The sequence below is a fragment of the Stutzerimonas sp. C6.4V genome (assembly GCF_058536345.1).
In genome coordinates, this window is the sequence record NZ_JBZUBM010000001.1 from 3,246,665 (window position 1) to 3,265,000 (window position 18,336).

Genomic DNA, 18,336 nt, shown 5'->3' on the forward strand with positions numbered 1-18,336 from the left:
GTCTTTCGACACAAACGAAAAATGGCAGGGCATGAGCCCCGCCAAATTAGGGGTACAAGAGTCTAAAGAGGTTCCTGTACACCGTCAAGGTTCGCCCCTGCTTGCGCAGGGGCGAACCTGTCAGTTGCCGCTCGAATTGAGCGCCTCGGTCAAGGCCGCTTCGACCTCATCGGCACTCACGCGAACCGGTTTTTCAGCATCACGCTTGCGCTTGCGTTCGCTGTGATATTGCAGACCGGTACCAGCCGGAATCAGGCGACCTACCACCACGTTCTCCTTCAAGCCGCGGAGGTAATCGCGCTTGCCGGTAACTGCTGCCTCGGTAAGAACCCGAGTGGTCTCCTGGAACGATGCCGCCGAGATGAAGGATTCGGTGGACAAGGAAGCCTTGGTGATCCCCAGCAGCACACGAATGTACTTCGAGCCGAACTTGTCGTCCCCGGACAGACGCTCGTTTTCCTCGAGCACCTGAGTGAGCTCCATCTGGTCGCCCTTGATGAAGCTCGAATCGCCGGACTCGGCCACTTCGACCTTGCGTAGCATCTGCCGCAGGATGGTCTCGATGTGCTTGTCGTTGATCTTAACGCCCTGCAACCGGTACACGTCTTGGATCTCATTGACGATGTACTTCGCCAACGCGCTGACGCCTAGCAGGCGCAGGATGTCGTGCGGGTTGCTCGGACCGTCCGAGATAACCTCACCCTTGTTTACCTGCTCTCCCTCGAAGACGTTCAGGTGACGCCACTTCGGAATCAGCTCCTCGTAAGGATCGGTACCATCGGTCGGCGTGATCACCAAGCGACGCTTGCCCTTGGTTTCCTTGCCGAAGGAAATCGTGCCGCTGATTTCAGCCAGGATCGAAGGCTCTTTCGGACGGCGGGCCTCAAAGAGGTCGGCAACGCGCGGCAGACCACCGGTGATATCGCGCGTCTTGGAGGTCTCCTGAGGGATACGTGCGATAACGTCACCCACATTAATCTCGGCACCGTCAGCCACACCTACCAGGGCATTAGCCGGCAGGAAATACTGGGCCGGTACGTCGGTACCCGGCAGCAGCAATTCTTTCCCGTTGGCGTCGACCATCTTGATCGCCGGACGAATGTCCTTGCCCGATGCCGGACGGTCCTTCGGATCCATCACCTCGATGTTGGTCAAACCGGTGAGTTCATCGGTCTGGCGCTTGATGGTGATGTTTTCTTCCATCCCGACAAAGGTCACGACACCCTTCATCTCGGTGACGATCGGGTGAGTGTGTGGATCCCACTTCGCCACTACCGCCCCAGCATCAACCTTGTCACCTTCCTTGATGGAAATGACAGCACCGTATGGCAGCTTGTAGCGCTCGCGCTCACGCCCGAAGTCGTCCGCAACAGCCAGCTCACCGGAACGGGAAACCGCAATCAGCGCGCCGTCAGCACGCTCCACATGCTTCAGGTTATGCAGGCGGATGGTGCCGCCATTCTTGACCATGACGTTGTCGACCGCAGAAGTCCGGCTAGCGGCACCACCGATGTGGAAGGTACGCATCGTCAGCTGAGTACCCGGTTCACCAATCGACTGCGCAGCGATAACGCCCACCGCCTCACCGATGTTGACCTGGTGCCCGCGAGCAAGATCGCGGCCATAGCACTTGGCACAAATGCCATAGCGCGTTTCACAGCTGATCGGCGAGCGAACCACAACTTCGTCAATACTGTTGAGCTCGATGAAGTCGACCCACTGCTCATCTACCAACGTACCGGCTGGCACAAGCACCTCTTCGGTGCCGGGCTTGAGTACGTCACGGGCAATAACACGACCCAGCACACGTTCACCCAGCGGCTCGACCACATCCCCGCCCTCGATGTGCGGGGTCATGAACAGACCTTGCTCGGTACCACAATCGACTTCGGTGACGACGAGATCCTGCGCCACGTCGACCAGACGACGAGTCAGGTAGCCGGAGTTGGCAGTTTTCAGAGCGGTGTCAGCCAGACCCTTACGAGCACCGTGCGTGGAAATGAAGTACTGGAGGACGTTCAGACCTTCACGGAAGTTCGCAGTGATCGGCGTTTCGATGATGGAGCCGTCCGGCTTGGCCATCAGACCACGCATACCCGCCAGCTGGCGGATCTGCGCAGCCGAACCACGCGCACCGGAGTCGGCCATCATATACATCGAGTTGAACGAGTCCTGCTCGGCTTCGTTGCCATCGCGGTCGATGACCTTCTCTTTCGAGAGGTTGGCCATCATAGCCTTGGAGACTTCATCGTTGGCCTTGGACCAGAGGTCGATCACCTTGTTGTACTTCTCGCCCTGGGTAACCAGGCCGGACGCATACTGCGATTCGATTTCCTTCACTTCCTCGGTAGCCGCATCAATGATGCGTGCCTTCTCGTCAGGAATGACGAAATCGTTCACACCGATCGACACGCCCGAAATAGTCGAGTAGGCAAAACCGGTATACATCAACTGGTCGGCAAAGATGACGGTGTCCTTCAGACCGACCGTGCGATAGCACAGGTTGATCAGCCTGGAGATTGCCTTCTTCTTCATCGGCTGGTTGACCACATCGAACGGCAGACCGGCAGGAACCACCTGGAACAGCAGCGCGCGGCCAACAGTGGTGTCGACGATACGAGTGTTCTTGGTGATGCTTCCGTCGCGATCCTTAATGGTCTCGTTGATACGCACCTTGACGCGGGCGTGCAGGGACGCTTCGCCGGCGCGGAACACGCGGTCGACTTCCTGCAGGTCAGCGAATACTCGGCCTTCGCCCTTGGCATTGATGGCTTCGCGGGTCATGTAGTAAAGACCCAGCACCACGTCCTGCGACGGCACGATGATCGGCTCGCCGTTGGCCGGCGAGAGGATGTTGTTGGTCGACATCATCAACGCACGAGCCTCGAGCTGGGCTTCCAGCGTCAGCGGCACGTGAACGGCCATCTGGTCGCCGTCGAAGTCAGCGTTATACGCCGCACATACCAGCGGGTGAAGCTGGATGGCCTTACCTTCGATCAGTACGGGCTCGAACGCCTGGATACCCAGACGGTGCAGCGTCGGCGCGCGGTTGAGCAGCACGGGATGTTCGCGGATGACTTCAGCCAGAACGTCCCAAACCTCAGGCAGCTCGCGCTCTACCATCTTCTTGGCGGCCTTGATGGTGGTCGCCATGCCACGCATTTCCAACTTGCCGAAAATGAACGGCTTGAACAGCTCGAGGGCCATCTTCTTCGGCAGACCGCACTGATGCAGGCGCAGGGTCGGGCCGACGGTGATCACCGAACGACCGGAATAGTCCACGCGCTTGCCGAGCAGGTTCTGACGGAAACGACCCTGCTTGCCCTTGATCATGTCGGCCAGGGATTTCAGCGGGCGCTTGTTCGAACCAGTGATGGCGCGACCACGACGACCATTGTCGAGCAGCGCGTCGACCGCCTCCTGCAGCATGCGCTTTTCGTTGCGCACGATGATATCCGGCGCAGACAGGTCGAGCAGGCGCTTGAGGCGGTTGTTACGGTTGATCACCCTGCGATACAGATCGTTGAGATCCGAGGTCGCGAAGCGGCCACCATCCAGCGGAACCAGCGGACGTAGATCCGGCGGCAACACCGGCAGAACGGTCAGCACCATCCACTCCGGCAAGTTGCCCGAGCCGTGGAAGGCTTCCATCAGCTTCAGGCGCTTGGACAGCTTCTTGATCTTGGTTTCCGAGTTGGTCTGCGGGATTTCTTCACGCAGGCGGCCGATCTCGTGCTCCAGGTCGATTTCGTGCAACAGCTCGCGCACGGCCTCGGCGCCCATGCGTGCGTCGAAGTCATCACCGAACTCTTCCAATGCTTCGAAGTACTGCTCGTCGTTGAGCAGCTGGCCCTTCTCGAGGGTGGTCATGCCCGGATCGATAACGACGTAGCTTTCGAAATAAAGCACACGTTCGATATCACGCAGCGTCATGTCCAGCAGCAGACCGATACGGCTCGGCAGCGACTTCAGGAACCAGATGTGAGCAACCGGCGAAGCCAGTTCGATGTGCGCCATGCGCTCGCGGCGCACCTTGGCCAGCGCGACTTCAACACCGCACTTTTCACAGATAACGCCACGATGCTTGAGGCGCTTGTACTTACCGCAGAGGCACTCGTAATCCTTGACCGGGCCAAAGATCTTGGCGCAGAACAGGCCATCGCGCTCGGGCTTGAACGTACGATAGTTGATGGTCTCTGGCTTTTTGACCTCGCCAAAGGACCAGGAACGGATCATCTCGGGCGAAGCCAATGCAATCTTGATGGCATCGAACTCTTCGATTTGACCCTGGTTTTTCAACAGATTCAGCAAGTCTTTCAAGGCCTTTCCTCCTCACGGACCTGCGGCGGCCGGCTGATGCCGGACGCCGCATAGGCGGTGCGTGGTTATTCGGTTTCCAGATCGATGTCGATACCGAGCGAGCGGATCTCTTTGATCAACACGTTGAAGGACTCCGGCATGCCGGGCTCCATACGGTGATCGCCGTCCACGATGTTCTTGTACATCTTGGTCCGCCCGTTCACGTCGTCCGACTTGACCGTGAGCATTTCTTGCAGGGTGTAGGCAGCACCGTAGGCTTCCAGTGCCCAGACCTCCATCTCCCCGAAACGCTGGCCACCGAACTGCGCCTTACCACCCAGCGGCTGCTGGGTAACCAGGCTGTATGAACCGGTGGAACGCGCGTGCATCTTGTCGTCGACCAGGTGGTTCAGCTTGAGCATGTACATGTAGCCGACCGTGGTCGTACGCTCGAACTTGTTCCCGGTACGGCCATCGAACAGCTGCATCTGCCCGCTTTCTGGCAAATCCGCCAGCTTCAACATGGCCTTGATTTCGCGCTCCTTGGCACCGTCGAACACCGGGGTTGCCATCGGCACGCCGCCACGCAGGTTTTTGGCCAGATCCAGCACTTCCTGGTCGCTGAAGCTTTCCAGATTCTCCTGACGTCCACCGATCTCGTTGTAGATCTCAGTAAGGAACTTGCGCAGCTCGGCAACCTTGCGCTGCTCTTCGAGCATGCGATTGATTTTCTCGCCCAGACCTTTGGCGGCAAGCCCCAGGTGGGTTTCGAGAATCTGACCGACGTTCATACGCGAAGGCACGCCCAGCGGGTTCAAGACGATGTCTACAGGCGTGCCATTGGCATCATGTGGCATGTCTTCGACCGGCATGATCACCGAGACCACACCCTTGTTACCGTGGCGGCCGGCCATCTTGTCACCCGGCTGGATGCGACGCTTGATCGCCAGGTACACCTTGACGATTTTCAGGACACCTGGTGCCAGGTCGTCGCCCTGCTGCAGCTTGCGTTTCTTGTCTTCGAACTTGTCGTCGAGCAGCTGACGGCGGTCGGAAATGTAGGCCTGGGCCTTTTCCAGCTGCTCATTCAGCGCATCCTCGGCCATCCGCAGCTTGAACCACTGCCCATGCTCGAGCCCATCCAGGATCTCGTCAGTGATGACAGCGCCCTTCTTCAGCCCGGCACCACCCTCGACAGTCGCGCCAACGAGGGCGGAGCGCAGACGTTCAAAAGTTGCACCCTCGACGATACGAAACTCTTCATTGAGATCCTTGCGGATCTCGTCGAGCTGCATCTTTTCGATGGCCAATGCACGGGAGTCACGCTCAACACCGTCACGGATGAAGACCTGGACGTCGATGACCGTGCCCTTGGTACCGGTCGGCACGCGCAGGGAAGTGTCCTTAACGTCTGAAGCCTTCTCACCAAAGATCGCACGCAGAAGCTTTTCTTCCGGCGTCAGCTGGGTTTCGCCTTTCGGCGTGACCTTGCCTACCAGAATGTCCCCAGCGCCCACCTCGGCACCTACATAGACGATGCCCGCCTCGTCCAGCTTGTTCAGCGCAGCCTCGCCCACGTTCGGGATGTCTGCGGTGATCTCTTCTGGGCCGAGCTTGGTGTCGCGGGAAACGCAGGTCAGTTCCTGAATGTGAATGGTTGTGAAACGGTCTTCCTGAACCACACGCTCCGACAGAAGAATGGAGTCTTCGAAGTTGTAGCCGTTCCAAGGCATGAACGCGACGCGCATGTTCTGTCCGAGCGCCAGCTCACCCATGTCAGTGGATGGACCATCGGCCATGATGTCGCCACGCTCGACCACGTCACCCTTGCTGACCAGCGGACGCTGGTTGATGCAGGTGTTCTGGTTGGAACGGGTGTACTTGGTCAGGTTATAGATGTCGACGCCGGCTTCGCCAGTTTCGACTTCTGCATCATGCACACGCACGACCACACGGCTTGCATCGACCGAGTCAATCACCCCACCACGACGGGCAACCACGCAGACTCCTGAGTCTCGAGCTACGTTGCGCTCCATTCCGGTACCGACCAGCGGCTTGTCGGAACGCAAGGTGGGTACAGCCTGACGCTGCATGTTCGAACCCATGAGTGCGCGGTTGGCGTCGTCATGCTCGAGGAACGGAATCAGCGAGGCAGCTACGGATACGACCTGCTTCGGCGACACGTCCATCAGGGTGACGTCTTCCGGTGCCTTGACCGTGAACTCGTTCTGATGACGGACAGCAACAAGCTCGTCGACCAGCTTGCGGCCGTCCAGCTTGGCACTGGCCTGCGCGATCACGTGGTCGGCTTCTTCGATAGCCGAAAGGAACACGATCTCGTCGGTGACTTCTCCTTCCTTCACCACGCGGTACGGGCTCTCGAGGAAGCCGTACTGGTTAGTACGCGCATAGGCAGCCAGCGAGTTGATCAGGCCGATGTTCGGACCTTCCGGCGTCTCGATCGGACATACACGACCGTAATGTGTCGGATGCACGTCACGCACTTCGAAACCTGCGCGCTCACGGGTCAACCCGCCCGGGCCAAGCGCCGAAACGCGGCGTTTGTGGGTGATCTCGGAAAGCGGGTTGTTCTGATCCATGAACTGCGAGAGCTGGCTGGAACCGAAGAACTCCTTCACCGCCGCAGCAACCGGCTTGGCGTTGATCAGGTCCTGCGGCATCAGGCCTTCGCTTTCAGCCATAGACAGACGTTCCTTGACCGCGCGCTCGACGCGCACCAGGCCGACACGGAACTGGTTCTCCGCCATCTCCCCGACGCAACGCACACGACGGTTACCCAGGTGGTCGATGTCATCGACGATACCCTTGCCGTTGCGTATGTCGACCAAGGTCTTCAGCACGGCAACGATGTCTTCGCGGCTCAATACGCCGGAGCCTTCGATCTCGGTGCGACCGATGCGGCGGTTGAACTTCATCCGGCCGACCGCAGACAGGTCGTATCGCTCGGAGGCGAAGAACAGGTTGTTGAACAGCGTTTCGGCTGCGTCCTTGGTTGGCGGCTCGCCTGGACGCATCATGCGGTAGATTTCTACCAAGGCTTCAAGCTGGTTGGCCGTCGAATCGATCTTCAGCGTGTCGGAGATGAACGGCCCGCAGTCGATGTCGTTGGTATAGAGCGTTTCGAAACGTACGACTTGCGCCTTGACCAGCTTGGCCAATACTTCAACGGTCAGCTCGGTATTGCACTCGGCAATGATCTCGCCAGTGGCGGGATGCACAATGGCTTTAGCGGTAGTACGGCCCAGGACATAGTCCATCGGCATGTCGAGTGCCTTGATTCCGGACTTGTCGAGCTGGTTGATATGGCGGGCTGTAATGCGCCGACCTTGCTCGACGATCACCTTGCCGTTTTCGTCCGTAATATCGAAGGATGCGATTTCTCCACGGAGGCGTTGCGGCACGAGCTCAAGACTCAACGTCTCACCCTTAACGTGGAAGACGTTGGTGTCGTAGAACGCATCAAGGATTTCTTCAGTGCTGTAATTCAGCGCACGCAGAAGCACCGAAGCCGGCAACTTACGGCGCCGGTCGATACGTACGAACACAGCGTCCTTAGGATCGAACTCGAAGTCCAGCCAAGAGCCGCGGTAAGGAATGATCCGAGCGGAATACAACAGCTTGCCCGAGCTATGGGTCTTACCACGATCGTGATCGAAGAATACGCCGGGCGAGCGATGCAGCTGGGACACGATGACGCGCTCGGTACCGTTGATGATGAAGGTACCGTTCTCGGTCATGAGGGGGATTTCCCCCATGTAGACTTCCTGCTCCTTGATGTCCTTGATCGCCTTGCTCGACGACTCCTTATCGAAAATGATAAGCCGGACTTTTACCCGCAGCGGCACTGCAAAGGTCACACCGCGCAATACGCATTCCTTCACATCGAAGGCCGGGTCGCCCAGGCGATAGCCGACGTATTCCAACGCTGCATTGCCGGAATAGCTGATTATCGGAAAAACGGATTTGAAGGCTGCATGCAAGCCAATGTCGCGGAATTGATCCTTGGTCGCTCCCGCCTGCAGGAATTCGCGGTACGAATCCAGCTGGATGGCCAAAAGATACGGCACGTCCATAACGTGCGGTAACTTGCTAAAGTCCTTGCGGATTCGTTTTTTCTCAGTATATGAGTAAGCCATCAGCGTTCCCCAGCTTGGTCACCTGCTTGTTTGGCTTCTCCCGACGGGAGCAGCCAGAAAATCTTGCGAATTCTATGATTCGCACCGCCCACCGGAGCGGTCTTTCCGTACAAACTGCTACACGAACAGCAAGCAGCAATAACGGAAAAAGGCCGGTGGCAAAAGCCACCAGCCATCAGCCTCACGCGAGTCGCTTCGGCTGTAGACGCAAGTTCGTGCTTACTTGAGCTCGACTTTGGCGCCAGCCTCTTCAAGAGCTTTCTTGGCAGCTTCGGCTTCGTCTTTGGATACGCCTTCCTTGACCACGCCCGGAGCGCCGTCGACGACTGCCTTGGCTTCCTTAAGGCCCAGGCCGGTCAACTCACGAACCGCCTTGATCACGTTTACTTTCTTTTCGCCAGCTTCAAGCAGCATCACGTTGAATTCTGTTTGCTCTTCAGCAGCGGCAGCAGCCGGACCTGCAGCAGCGACGGTAGCAGCTGCGGCAGTAACACCGAACTTTTCTTCCATCGCCTTGATCAGTTCAACAACCTGCATCACGGACATTTCGGAAACGGCGTTGATGATGTCTTCGTTGGTCAGAGCCATGACTCTAGTTCCTGTATATAGGTGACGGCCTGCGGCCATCTAAATCAAAAGAAATACGAAAGATAGCCCACGCGCCTTAGGCGGCGGCAGCTTCTTTCTGGTCGCGAACCGCCGCAAGTGTACGAGCCAGCTTACTGGTGGCGCCTTGAATCACGCTCATCAGCTGCGAAATAGCCTCGTCATAGGTCGGCAGGGTTGCCAAAGCGTCGATCTGGTTGGCTGCGATGAACTGACCCTCGAACGCAGCAGCCTTGATCTCGAACTTGTCCTGGCCCTTCGCAAATTCTTTGAAGATACGAGCAGCAGCGCCCGGATGTTCAGTGGAGAATGCAATAAGGGTCGGGCCTTTGAACACGTCGCTGAGCACGTCGTACTGCGTGCCTTCAACGGCGCGGCGAAGCAGCGTATTACGTACGACACGTACATATACGCCAGCATCACGGGCCTCTTTACGGAGTCCGGTCATGGCCCCCACGGTCACACCTCGGGCATCAGCCACGACAGCGGACAGGGCAGCTTTGGCAGCCTCGTTGACTTCAGCGACGATGGCCTTCTTGTCTTCGAGTTTGATTGCCACGGGTTTTTACTCCTGGATGTTACCGGTTCGTCCAACCGAAACTGGACGGGTTTTGGTGTCTGATTCGGTACGAATCGGGAGCACCTCTGCGTAGGCTCCAAGAAGCTCTTGGTTTTAAGACTCTCGCCGCCTACGGTCTTGGATAGCCCCCGCCAGGCAGGGACCCCAATCTGTAGCACCCCGGCCGAGCCAGGGCGCTTTAGTCTTACGCCTCGAGAGAGGCCTGATCGATGACCAGCCCTGGGCCCATTGTGGTGCTCAGGGTTACGCGCTTGACGTAGATACCTTTGGAGGTAGATGGCTTCAAACGCTTGAGATCGGAAAGCAGCGCTTCAACGTTCTGCTTCAGCTGGCCTGCTTCAAAGCCAACCTTACCAACCGAGGTATGGATGATACCGTTCTTGTCTGTACGGAAACGTACCTGACCGGCCTTGGCGTTCTTGACCGCAGTCGCAACGTCAGGGGTAACGGTACCGACCTTCGGGTTAGGCATCAGGCCACGTGGACCCAGGATCTGACCCAACTGACCTACGACACGCATTGCATCGGGGGATGCGATGACCACGTCGTAATTGAGATCGCCACCCTTCATTTCAGCAGCCAGCTCGTCCATGCCAACACGGTCAGCGCCTGCAGCCAGTGCAGCCTCCGCAGCTGGACCCTGAGTGAACACGGCAACACGAACGGTCTTGCCAGTTCCGTTCGGAAGAACGGTTGCACCACGCACGACCTGGTCGGATTTACGCGGATCGACGCCAAGGTTGATGGCGATGTCGAAGGACTCGGTGAACTTCACAGCGGAGAGTTCTGCCAACAGCTTGGCGGCGTCTTCGAACGGATACTGCTTACCAGCTTCGATCTTGTCGGCGAAAGCCTTCTGGCGCTTGGTCAACTTAGCCATTACACACCCTCCACGTTCAGGCCCATGCTGCGGGCGGAGCCGGCGATGGTGCGTACAGCTGCTTCCATATCGGCAGCGGTCAGGTCAGCATTCTTGGTCTTCGCGATCTCTTCGAGCTGAGCGCGCGTAACGGTACCGACCTTCTGGGTGTTTGGACGAGCAGAACCACTGGTGATGCCTGCCGCTTTCTTCAGCAGAACTGCAGCAGGTGTACTCTTGGTTTCGAAGGTAAAGCTGCGGTCGCTGTATACGGTGATGATTACCGGCGTAGGCAGTCCAGGCTCTTGACCTTGAGTACGGGCGTTGAACGCCTTGCAGAATTCCATGATATTGACGCCATGCTGACCCAGTGCAGGACCAACAGGTGGCGACGGGTTAGCCTGACCGGCCTTTACCTGAAGCTTGATATAAGCTTGAATCTTCTTAGCCATAAGTACTCCGTTCCGGGTGCTAGCGCCTTACGGCTCCCCTATCTTCTTGAATATCCCGGTGACGAAAAAACCCCACAGCTAACAGCTGCGGGGTGTGGGATGCTTTCTTCAGCTAGACCTTTTCGACCTGACTGAATTCCAATTCTACCGGTGTTGAGCGACCAAAGATCAGGACCGCAACCTGAATGCGGCTCTTTTCATAATTGACCTCTTCAACGACACCATTGAAGTCCGCAAAAGGTCCGTCGGCGACGCGCACGACTTCGCCAGGCTCAAACAACGTTTTCGGCTTGGGCTTATCACTGCCATCGGCAACACGACGCAAAATAGCTTCAGCCTCTTTATCGGTGATAGGCGCGGGTTTATCTGCTGTCCCACCAATGAAACCCATCACCCGGGGCGTATCCTTAACGAGGTGCCACGCGCCTTCGGTCATATCCATCTGCACAAGGACGTAACCCGGGAAGAACTTGCGCTCACTCTTGCGCTTCTGCCCATTACGCATTTCGACCACTTCTTCGGTCGGGACCAATATCTCGCCGAAATGCTCTTCCATGCCAGCAAGTTTGATGCGCTCAATCAATGAACGCATGACATGCTTCTCGTAACCCGAGTAAGCATGAACGACGTACCAACGCTTAGCCACGGGAAATCCTTAACCTACAATCATGGAAACCAGCCAACCGAGCAGGGAATCAAGCCCCCACAACAGCAACGCCATAACCAGCACAACTGCTACAACTATGAGCGTAGTTTGAGTGGTCTCCTGGCGGGTTGGCCAAACGACTTTGCGGATCTCGACCCGCGCCTCTTTTAGAAGCACGAAAAAGGAACGACCTTTTGATGTCTGCAGCGCAACGAACGCAGCGACCACAGCAAAGACAAGCAATGCAAGAACTCTATACAGAATAGGCTCTGCGGCGTAATACTGGTTACCCACTACCGCCACGACCACCAAAGCAGCCACCACCAGCCACTTCACCAGATCGAAGCGCGAGTCTTTGGCTTCTGCTTTGACATTCATCTGCTAGAACCCTGTAAATACTGCCAATTTCAATATGAAGTTGGCAGGCCAGGAGGGAATCGAACCCCCAACCTGCGGTTTTGGAGACCGCCGCTCTGCCAATTGAGCTACTGGCCTAACAAGAGTCAGGCCGACTATTATGCCGGCCCGAATTCGTCAGATCAACCGATTATTCGATGATCTTCGCAACCACGCCAGCACCCACGGTACGGCCGCCTTCGCGAATCGCGAAGCGCAGGCCATCTTCCATGGCGATCGGAGCGATCAGGGTGACAACCATCTTGATGTTGTCGCCCGGCATTACCATCTCAACGCCTTCTGGCAGTTCGCAGTTACCGGTCACGTCCGTGGTACGGAAGTAGAACTGCGGACGGTAGCCCTTGAAGAACGGAGTATGACGGCCGCCTTCTTCCTTGCTCAGGACGTAGACTTCGCCTTCGAACTTCGTGTGCGGCTTGATGGTGCCCGGCTTGGCCAGGACCTGACCACGCTCAACGTCATCACGCTTGGTGCCGCGCAGCAGCACACCGACGTTCTCACCGGCACGGCCTTCGTCGAGCAGCTTACGGAACATTTCGACGCCGGTGCAGGTGGTCTTGGTCGTGGCACGGATACCAACGATCTCGATTTCTTCCTGAACCTTGACGATGCCCCGCTCAACACGACCGGTCACAACGGTACCGCGACCGGAGATCGAGAACACGTCTTCGATCGGCATCAGGAACGGCTTGTCGATGGCACGCTCAGGCTCCGGAATGTAGCTGTCCAGAGTCTCGACCAGCTTGCGCACGGCCGATACGCCCATCTCGTTGTCATCCTGACCGTTCAGAGCCATCAGTGCAGAGCCGATGATGATCGGGGTGTCGTCACCTGGGAAGTCGTAGGTCGACAGCAGGTCACGCACTTCCATCTCAACCAGCTCCAGCAGCTCGGCGTCATCCACCATGTCCGCCTTGTTCAGGAAGACAACGATGTACGGAACGCCAACCTGGCGGGACAGCAGGATATGCTCGCGAGTCTGAGGCATGGGGCCGTCAGCAGCCGAACAAACCAGGATCGCGCCGTCCATCTGCGCAGCACCGGTGATCATGTTCTTCACATAGTCAGCGTGACCCGGGCAGTCAACGTGAGCGTAGTGACGGATCGAGGAATCGTATTCAACGTGGGAGGTGTTGATGGTGATACCACGAGCCTTCTCTTCCGGCGCGTTGTCGATCTGCGAGAAATCACGCGCAGAGCCGCCCCAGGTCTCAGCACAGACTTTAGTCAGCGCTGCGGTGAGCGTGGTTTTGCCATGGTCGACGTGACCAATGGTACCGACGTTCAGGTGCGGTTTGTTACGTTCGAATTTTTCTTTAGCCATCGAGACCGTCTCCCATCGTTGAATTGAGCTAGTCACGCCACCATTAAAACAAAGGCAGATATTCACATATCTGCCTTTGTGTATTGGAGCTCATGAGCGGATTTGAACCGCTGACCTCACCCTTACCAAGGGTGTGCTCTACCAGCTGAGCTACATGAGCAAACTTTTGCGTAACCTAAATATGGAGCGGGTAGCGGGAATCGAACCCGCATCATCAGCTTGGAAGGCTGAGGTTCTACCACTAAACTATACCCGCTAGGCTTTCGGCTTACGCTTGAATCTGGTGGAGGGGGAAGGATTCGAACCTTCGAAGTCGATGACGTCAGATTTACAGTCTGATCCCTTTGGCCGCTCGGGAACCCCTCCAGAACGAGGCGGCATTCTCAATGCCTCACCTCTAACTGTCAAGCAATTTCTCATTTAAAAACCTGAGCTTAGCTGCAATGACAGCGCTTTGCGACAGGAGCCCGAAGCCCTCCACCGCAAGCGGGCGCCATTCTATGCAAACTAATCCGAAGTTGCAACGCTCGCGCATGGTATTTGTCGGTGCTCTAGTAAAGGGTAATCTTGGAGCAGATTGGTGATGACAGGAAAACCCAGCAGATCCTGCTCGCCCCCGTCCACTCGCACCCAATATCGTCGGTGAGTACGCGGTAGCTCTCGGAGCTGGGCGGCATAGTCGATAGCTTGCAGTCGACTCACCATGCCCTCAGCAGAATCCTTGCGCGAAAAGATCCCTAGGGAAATTCCATTCGATAGCTCTCCAACGGTAATGATGTAGCTATCTATGTTTCTTGATTGCAGCTCCCGCAATTGACGAAGCGAAGCTTGACGCGAAACCAGAGGCGGTAGATATACCCAGTAATCTACACCGGCTGCCGTATCTACAGGCTCGACTTTTGCTTCAATATCTAAACTCAAAAGGCGCTGCTCAACTGCCAGCGCAGCCGATTCCTCATCGAACCCTCCGATAAGCATGCAACTGCTTTCTTCCGGCCGGACAACGTCAACCCGTGCCTTGGGCTGACCTTCGGCCAGCAAAGTGATGCCAGCATCGCGTAAGGCTGACTGCCCCACCACACTCTCAGGGACGGGAGTTGGAACCCTAGTGATCTGATGTAAATAAAGCGCCACATTGGCTGCCACGAGAAGCACTAATAACCAACGCATCGATACCTCTATGGGCAAGCCAACGCCAACCCTCTGAACACCAAGTCGGGCACATACGTAACCGACGGCAAGTCTGCGACCAGAAGAGCATCCCCCCCCGTCACGTACGTCGCAAAGTCATCCTTGAGGTAGTCGTGTGCCTGCAGCAGCTGATTGGAGACATAGCCTCGCAGCATTAACAGGCAGCCCCGCTCAACTGCTTCGGCTGTAGACCTGCCAGGCGCAATATCGCTTAACGCAAGGCCGGCTTCTTCGGAGTCGTATCGGATTCGCCGAGTATGGGAAAGGAGCTGTCCTCGCAGGAGCGCAATGCCCGGAGCAATATAACCACCAAGATGCTTTCCATCACTCGCGACGAGGTCTACCGTAACGGCAGTACCGACATCCACAACTAAACAGGCGTGACCGCATAAATTGAACGCAGCTACGAGGGCTAACCAGCGATCCAGGCCCAAACGATCGTAATCCCGATAACCGTTCCGGACGCCAGCCAGACATTCCGACGAGCCTGCCTGCGCAACCCGTACTCCCAACGCCCGCGACACCCCATCAGCTATGAGCTTCGTTTCATGAATGCTGCGCACACTAACCATTCTGCAGCGGGCAACCTTCACCCCGTCATCATTAAGAATCTCAGAGACCATGTCATCGACATTTGCCGCCACTCCGACTGGCCCAACACCTTTTTCTGCACTCAGCAACCGCCATTTGATGAAACTATTTCCGCAGTCGAGCTCAAGAATCATCTGAGAGCCTCAAGCTTAATTCTCCACCACTAAAGTGCTGAACCTGACCATTAACCAGCATTCGCAAGGCCCCTTGGTCATTTACGCCAAGCACTTGCCCTTCGACCGCGATCGAACCTGTCGTTAATTTGCAGCGCCTTCCATGCCAAATATTGTTCTGCTCCCACTCCGCTCTCAGCGCTCCGAAACCAAGCCTTGAATGGGTAGCCAAATAATGATTTAGCGATTCGCTAATCAGCGAAACGAGTTGACTCCTATCAACCAGAGCTCCGACCTCATTTCGTATGGAAGTCCAGGGTTGCCCTATATCCTTCGTGCTCACGATCATATTCACATTGATGCCAATACCAATTACAACCTGGCATACATCAGCGGGGTCACCAGTAAGCTCAAGTAATATTCCGGCTATCTTCTTTTCCGCCACGTAGATGTCGTTGGGCCACTTCAGCCCGGCACGCCCAACACCGACATTGCGTAAAACGCGCAAGACAGCTAGTCCTGCTACCAGGCTCAGCCCCGACAAACTCTGCGGCCCACCATTAACCGTCAGCGCTAGGCTATAGCTGAGATTCTGCCCCGGAGGGCTGACCCAGGTACGGCCTCGTCGCCCTCGCCCGGCAGACTGATGCTCGGCTACCACAACAAATGGAACTAAAGCACCGCCCTGCAGCTGCCGCAAAGCTTCTGCATTTGTGGAGTCAATCTCGTTAAATAGCGAACAGTGCCACCCCAAGCGGGACAGCGAGCCCCTAATCTGTTCAGGTGCTAGCAACGAAAGCGGCTCTGCCAGCCGGTAACCCTTTCCGCGCACCTTGAAAAGCTTAACGCCAGTTTCGGCCTCTAGCCGCTGCAGGTACTTCCACACCGCACTCCGACTGACACCGAGCACTGCGCCAAGCTCTTCACCCGTGTGAAATCGCCCATTGGCCAGCAACTGAAGCAAATGATTCATAGCCCCTCCTAGCGCAACATGCATGATAGCGATACATAGCACTGGAGCACAGCGAGAGGCAGCAAATTGAAGATTGCCGCCCATCTACGTCGGCGATGGTAATTTTTCCCGCCCAAAGACAAACCCCCGACCGTCTTACGACGATCAGGGGTTTGGTGTAGAAGCTTGACGATGACCTACTCTCACATGGGGAAGCCCCACACTACCATCGGCGATGCGTCGTTTCACTTCTGAGTTCGGGATGGGATCAGGTGGTTCCAACGCTCTATGGTCGTCAAGCAATTCGGTTGGGGAGTCGGTGTTGAATCGCTTCCCCTAATTGGGTATGTGATGGTGTATCGGTGTTGCTTTCGCTTTGCGAGCGATGCGTCTTTTCGGTTTGTTTGTCGACTTCAACCGTCTGACACGCAAACATCAAATTGTTTGGGTGTTATATGGTCAAGCCTCACGGGCAATTAGTATTGGTTAGCTCAACGCCTCACAGCGCTTACACACCCAACCTATCAACGTCGTAGTCTTCGACGGCCCTTCAGGGAGCTCAAGGCTCCAGTGAGATCTCATCTTGAGGCAAGTTTCCCGCTTAGATGCTTTCAGCGGTTATCTCTTCCGAACATAGCTACCCGGCAATGCCACTGGCGTGACAACCGGAACACCAGAGGTTCGTCCACTCCGGTCCTCTCGTACTAGGAGCAGCCCCTCTCAAATCTCAAACGTCCACGGCAGATAGGGACCGAACTGTCTCACGACGTTCTAAACCCAGCTCGCGTACCACTTTAAATGGCGAACAGCCATACCCTTGGGACCGGCTTCAGCCCCAGGATGTGATGAGCCGACATCGAGGTGCCAAACACCGCCGTCGATATGAACTCTTGGGCGGTATCAGCCTGTTATCCCCGGAGTACCTTTTATCCGTTGAGCGATGGCCCTTCCATACAGAACCACCGGATCACTAAGACCTACTTTCGTACCTGCTCGACGTGTCTGTCTCGCAGTCAAGCGCGCTTTTGCCTTTATACTCTACGACCGATTTCCGACCGGTCTGAGCGCACCTTCGTACTCCTCCGTTACTCTTTAGGAGGAGACCGCCCCAGTCAAACTACCCACCATACACTGTCCTCGATCCGGATAACGGACCAGAGTTAGAACCTCAAAGTTGCCAGGGTGGTATTTCAAGGATGGCTCCACGCGAACTGGCGTCCACGCTTCAAAGCCTCCCACCTATCCTACACAAGCAAATTCAAAGTCCAGTGCAAAGCTATAGTAAAGGTTCACGGGGTCTTTCCGTCTAGCCGCGGATACACTGCATCTTCACAGCGATTTCAATTTCACTGAGTCTCGGGTGGAGACAGCGCCGCCATCGTTACGCCATTCGTGCAGGTCGGAACTTACCCGACAAGGAATTTCGCTACCTTAGGACCGTTATAGTTACGGCCGCCGTTTACCGGGGCTTCGATCAAGAACTTCGCTTGCGCTAACCCCATCAATTAACCTTCCGGCACCGGGCAGGCGTCACACCCTATACGTCCACTTTCGTGTTTGCAGAGTGCTGTGTTTTTAATAAACAGTCGCAGCGGCCTGGTATCTTCGACCGGCATGAGCTTACGGGGTAAACCCTTCACCCTCACCGGCGCACCTTCTCCCGAAGTTACGGTGCCATTTTGCCTAGTTCCTTCACCCGAGTTCTCTCAAGCGCCTTGGTATTCTCTACCCAACCACCTGTGTCGGTTTGGGGTACGGTTCCTAGTTACCTGAAGCTTAGAGGCTTTTCCTGGAAGCATGGCATCAACCACTTCTCCTTCTAAAAGAAGGATCGTCATCAGTTCTCGGCATTAAGATCCCGGATTTACCTAAGATCTCTGCCTACCACCTTAAACTTGGACAACCAACGCCAAGCTGGCCTAGCCTTCTCCGTCCCCCCATCGCAGTAACTAGAAGTACGGGAATATTAACCCGTTTCCCATCGACTACGCTCTTCAGCCTCGCCTTAGGGACCGACTCACCCTGCGTCGATTAACGTTGCGCAGGAACCCTTGGTCTTTCGGCGTGCGAGTTTTTCACTCGCATTGTCGTTACTCATGTCAGCATTCGCACTTCTGATACCTCCAGCAAGCTTCTCAACTCACCTTCA

12 protein-coding genes, 4 tRNA genes and 2 rRNA genes (1 of these 18 running past the window's edge) are annotated in these 18,336 nt (G+C 56.4%); all 18 read right to left on the reverse strand.

Going from position 1 to position 18,336, the window contains the following annotated elements; all coding sequences use genetic code 11:
* Positions 1–120: 120 nt before the first annotated feature.
* Entirely contained in the window at positions 121–4,320 is a 4,200-nt protein-coding gene (gene rpoC, locus AC4LFW_RS15340; RefSeq protein ID WP_491819958.1) for a DNA-directed RNA polymerase subunit beta', read from the reverse strand.
* A gap of 65 nt (positions 4,321–4,385) precedes the next feature.
* Positions 4,386–8,456, reverse strand: a complete 4,071-nt coding sequence (gene rpoB, locus AC4LFW_RS15345) for a DNA-directed RNA polymerase subunit beta (RefSeq protein ID WP_491819959.1) — start codon at positions 8,454–8,456, stop codon at positions 4,386–4,388.
* A 219-nt stretch (positions 8,457–8,675) separates the two neighbouring features.
* Positions 8,676–9,044, reverse strand: coding sequence for a 50S ribosomal protein L7/L12 (rplL, locus tag AC4LFW_RS15350; RefSeq protein WP_491819961.1), 369 nt, complete (start codon positions 9,042–9,044; stop codon positions 8,676–8,678).
* Positions 9,045–9,120: 76 nt separating this feature from the next.
* The gene (gene rplJ, locus AC4LFW_RS15355; protein ID WP_491819963.1) at positions 9,121–9,621 is read right to left on the reverse strand and encodes a 50S ribosomal protein L10; all 501 of its coding nucleotides are present in this window, start codon (positions 9,619–9,621) and stop codon (positions 9,121–9,123) included.
* 205 nt (positions 9,622–9,826) lie between these two features.
* The gene (gene rplA / locus AC4LFW_RS15360; RefSeq protein WP_491819964.1) at positions 9,827–10,522 is read right to left on the reverse strand and encodes a 50S ribosomal protein L1; all 696 of its coding nucleotides are present in this window, start codon (positions 10,520–10,522) and stop codon (positions 9,827–9,829) included.
* On the reverse strand, positions 10,522–10,953 hold the full coding sequence (gene rplK, locus AC4LFW_RS15365; protein WP_491819965.1) for a 50S ribosomal protein L11: 432 nt from the start codon (positions 10,951–10,953) through the stop codon (positions 10,522–10,524). Before rplK ends, rplA begins: the two co-directional genes overlap by 1 nt.
* A 112-nt stretch (positions 10,954–11,065) precedes the next feature.
* On the reverse strand, positions 11,066–11,599 hold the full coding sequence (nusG, locus tag AC4LFW_RS15370; RefSeq protein ID WP_491819967.1) for a transcription termination/antitermination protein NusG: 534 nt from the start codon (positions 11,597–11,599) through the stop codon (positions 11,066–11,068).
* A gap of 9 nt (positions 11,600–11,608) precedes the next feature.
* Positions 11,609–11,977, reverse strand: coding sequence for a preprotein translocase subunit SecE (gene secE, locus AC4LFW_RS15375; protein WP_128122059.1), 369 nt, complete (start codon positions 11,975–11,977; stop codon positions 11,609–11,611).
* Positions 11,978–12,018: 41 nt separating this feature from the next.
* Positions 12,019–12,094: transfer RNA gene (locus AC4LFW_RS15380), tRNA-Trp, on the reverse strand.
* A gap of 52 nt (positions 12,095–12,146) precedes the next feature.
* The gene (tuf, locus tag AC4LFW_RS15385; RefSeq protein WP_025240334.1) at positions 12,147–13,340 is read right to left on the reverse strand and encodes an elongation factor Tu; all 1,194 of its coding nucleotides are present in this window, start codon (positions 13,338–13,340) and stop codon (positions 12,147–12,149) included.
* Between the two features lie 84 nt (positions 13,341–13,424).
* Positions 13,425–13,500 (reverse strand) — tRNA-Thr (locus tag AC4LFW_RS15390).
* Between the two features lie 22 nt (positions 13,501–13,522).
* Positions 13,523–13,596 (reverse strand) — tRNA-Gly (locus tag AC4LFW_RS15395).
* A gap of 25 nt (positions 13,597–13,621) precedes the next feature.
* Positions 13,622–13,706: transfer RNA gene (locus tag AC4LFW_RS15400), tRNA-Tyr, on the reverse strand.
* 141 nt (positions 13,707–13,847) lie between these two features.
* Positions 13,848–14,510: an SPOR domain-containing protein gene (locus AC4LFW_RS15405; RefSeq protein ID WP_491819968.1), complete on the reverse strand. Its 663-nt coding sequence runs from the start codon at positions 14,508–14,510 to the stop codon at positions 13,848–13,850.
* Between the two features lie 8 nt (positions 14,511–14,518).
* On the reverse strand, positions 14,519–15,256 hold the full coding sequence (locus tag AC4LFW_RS15410; protein ID WP_491819969.1) for a type III pantothenate kinase: 738 nt from the start codon (positions 15,254–15,256) through the stop codon (positions 14,519–14,521).
* Complete coding sequence (birA, locus tag AC4LFW_RS15415) at positions 15,246–16,208, reverse strand: bifunctional biotin--[acetyl-CoA-carboxylase] ligase/biotin operon repressor BirA (RefSeq protein WP_491819970.1); 963 nt, start codon at positions 16,206–16,208, stop codon at positions 15,246–15,248. Before birA ends, AC4LFW_RS15410 begins: the two co-directional genes overlap by 11 nt.
* Before the next feature lie 163 nt (positions 16,209–16,371).
* Positions 16,372–16,487: ribosomal RNA gene (gene rrf, locus AC4LFW_RS15420) — 5S ribosomal RNA — on the reverse strand.
* A 155-nt stretch (positions 16,488–16,642) separates the two neighbouring features.
* Positions 16,643–18,336, reverse strand: a 23S ribosomal RNA gene (locus tag AC4LFW_RS15425); it runs 1,197 nt beyond the window's last position.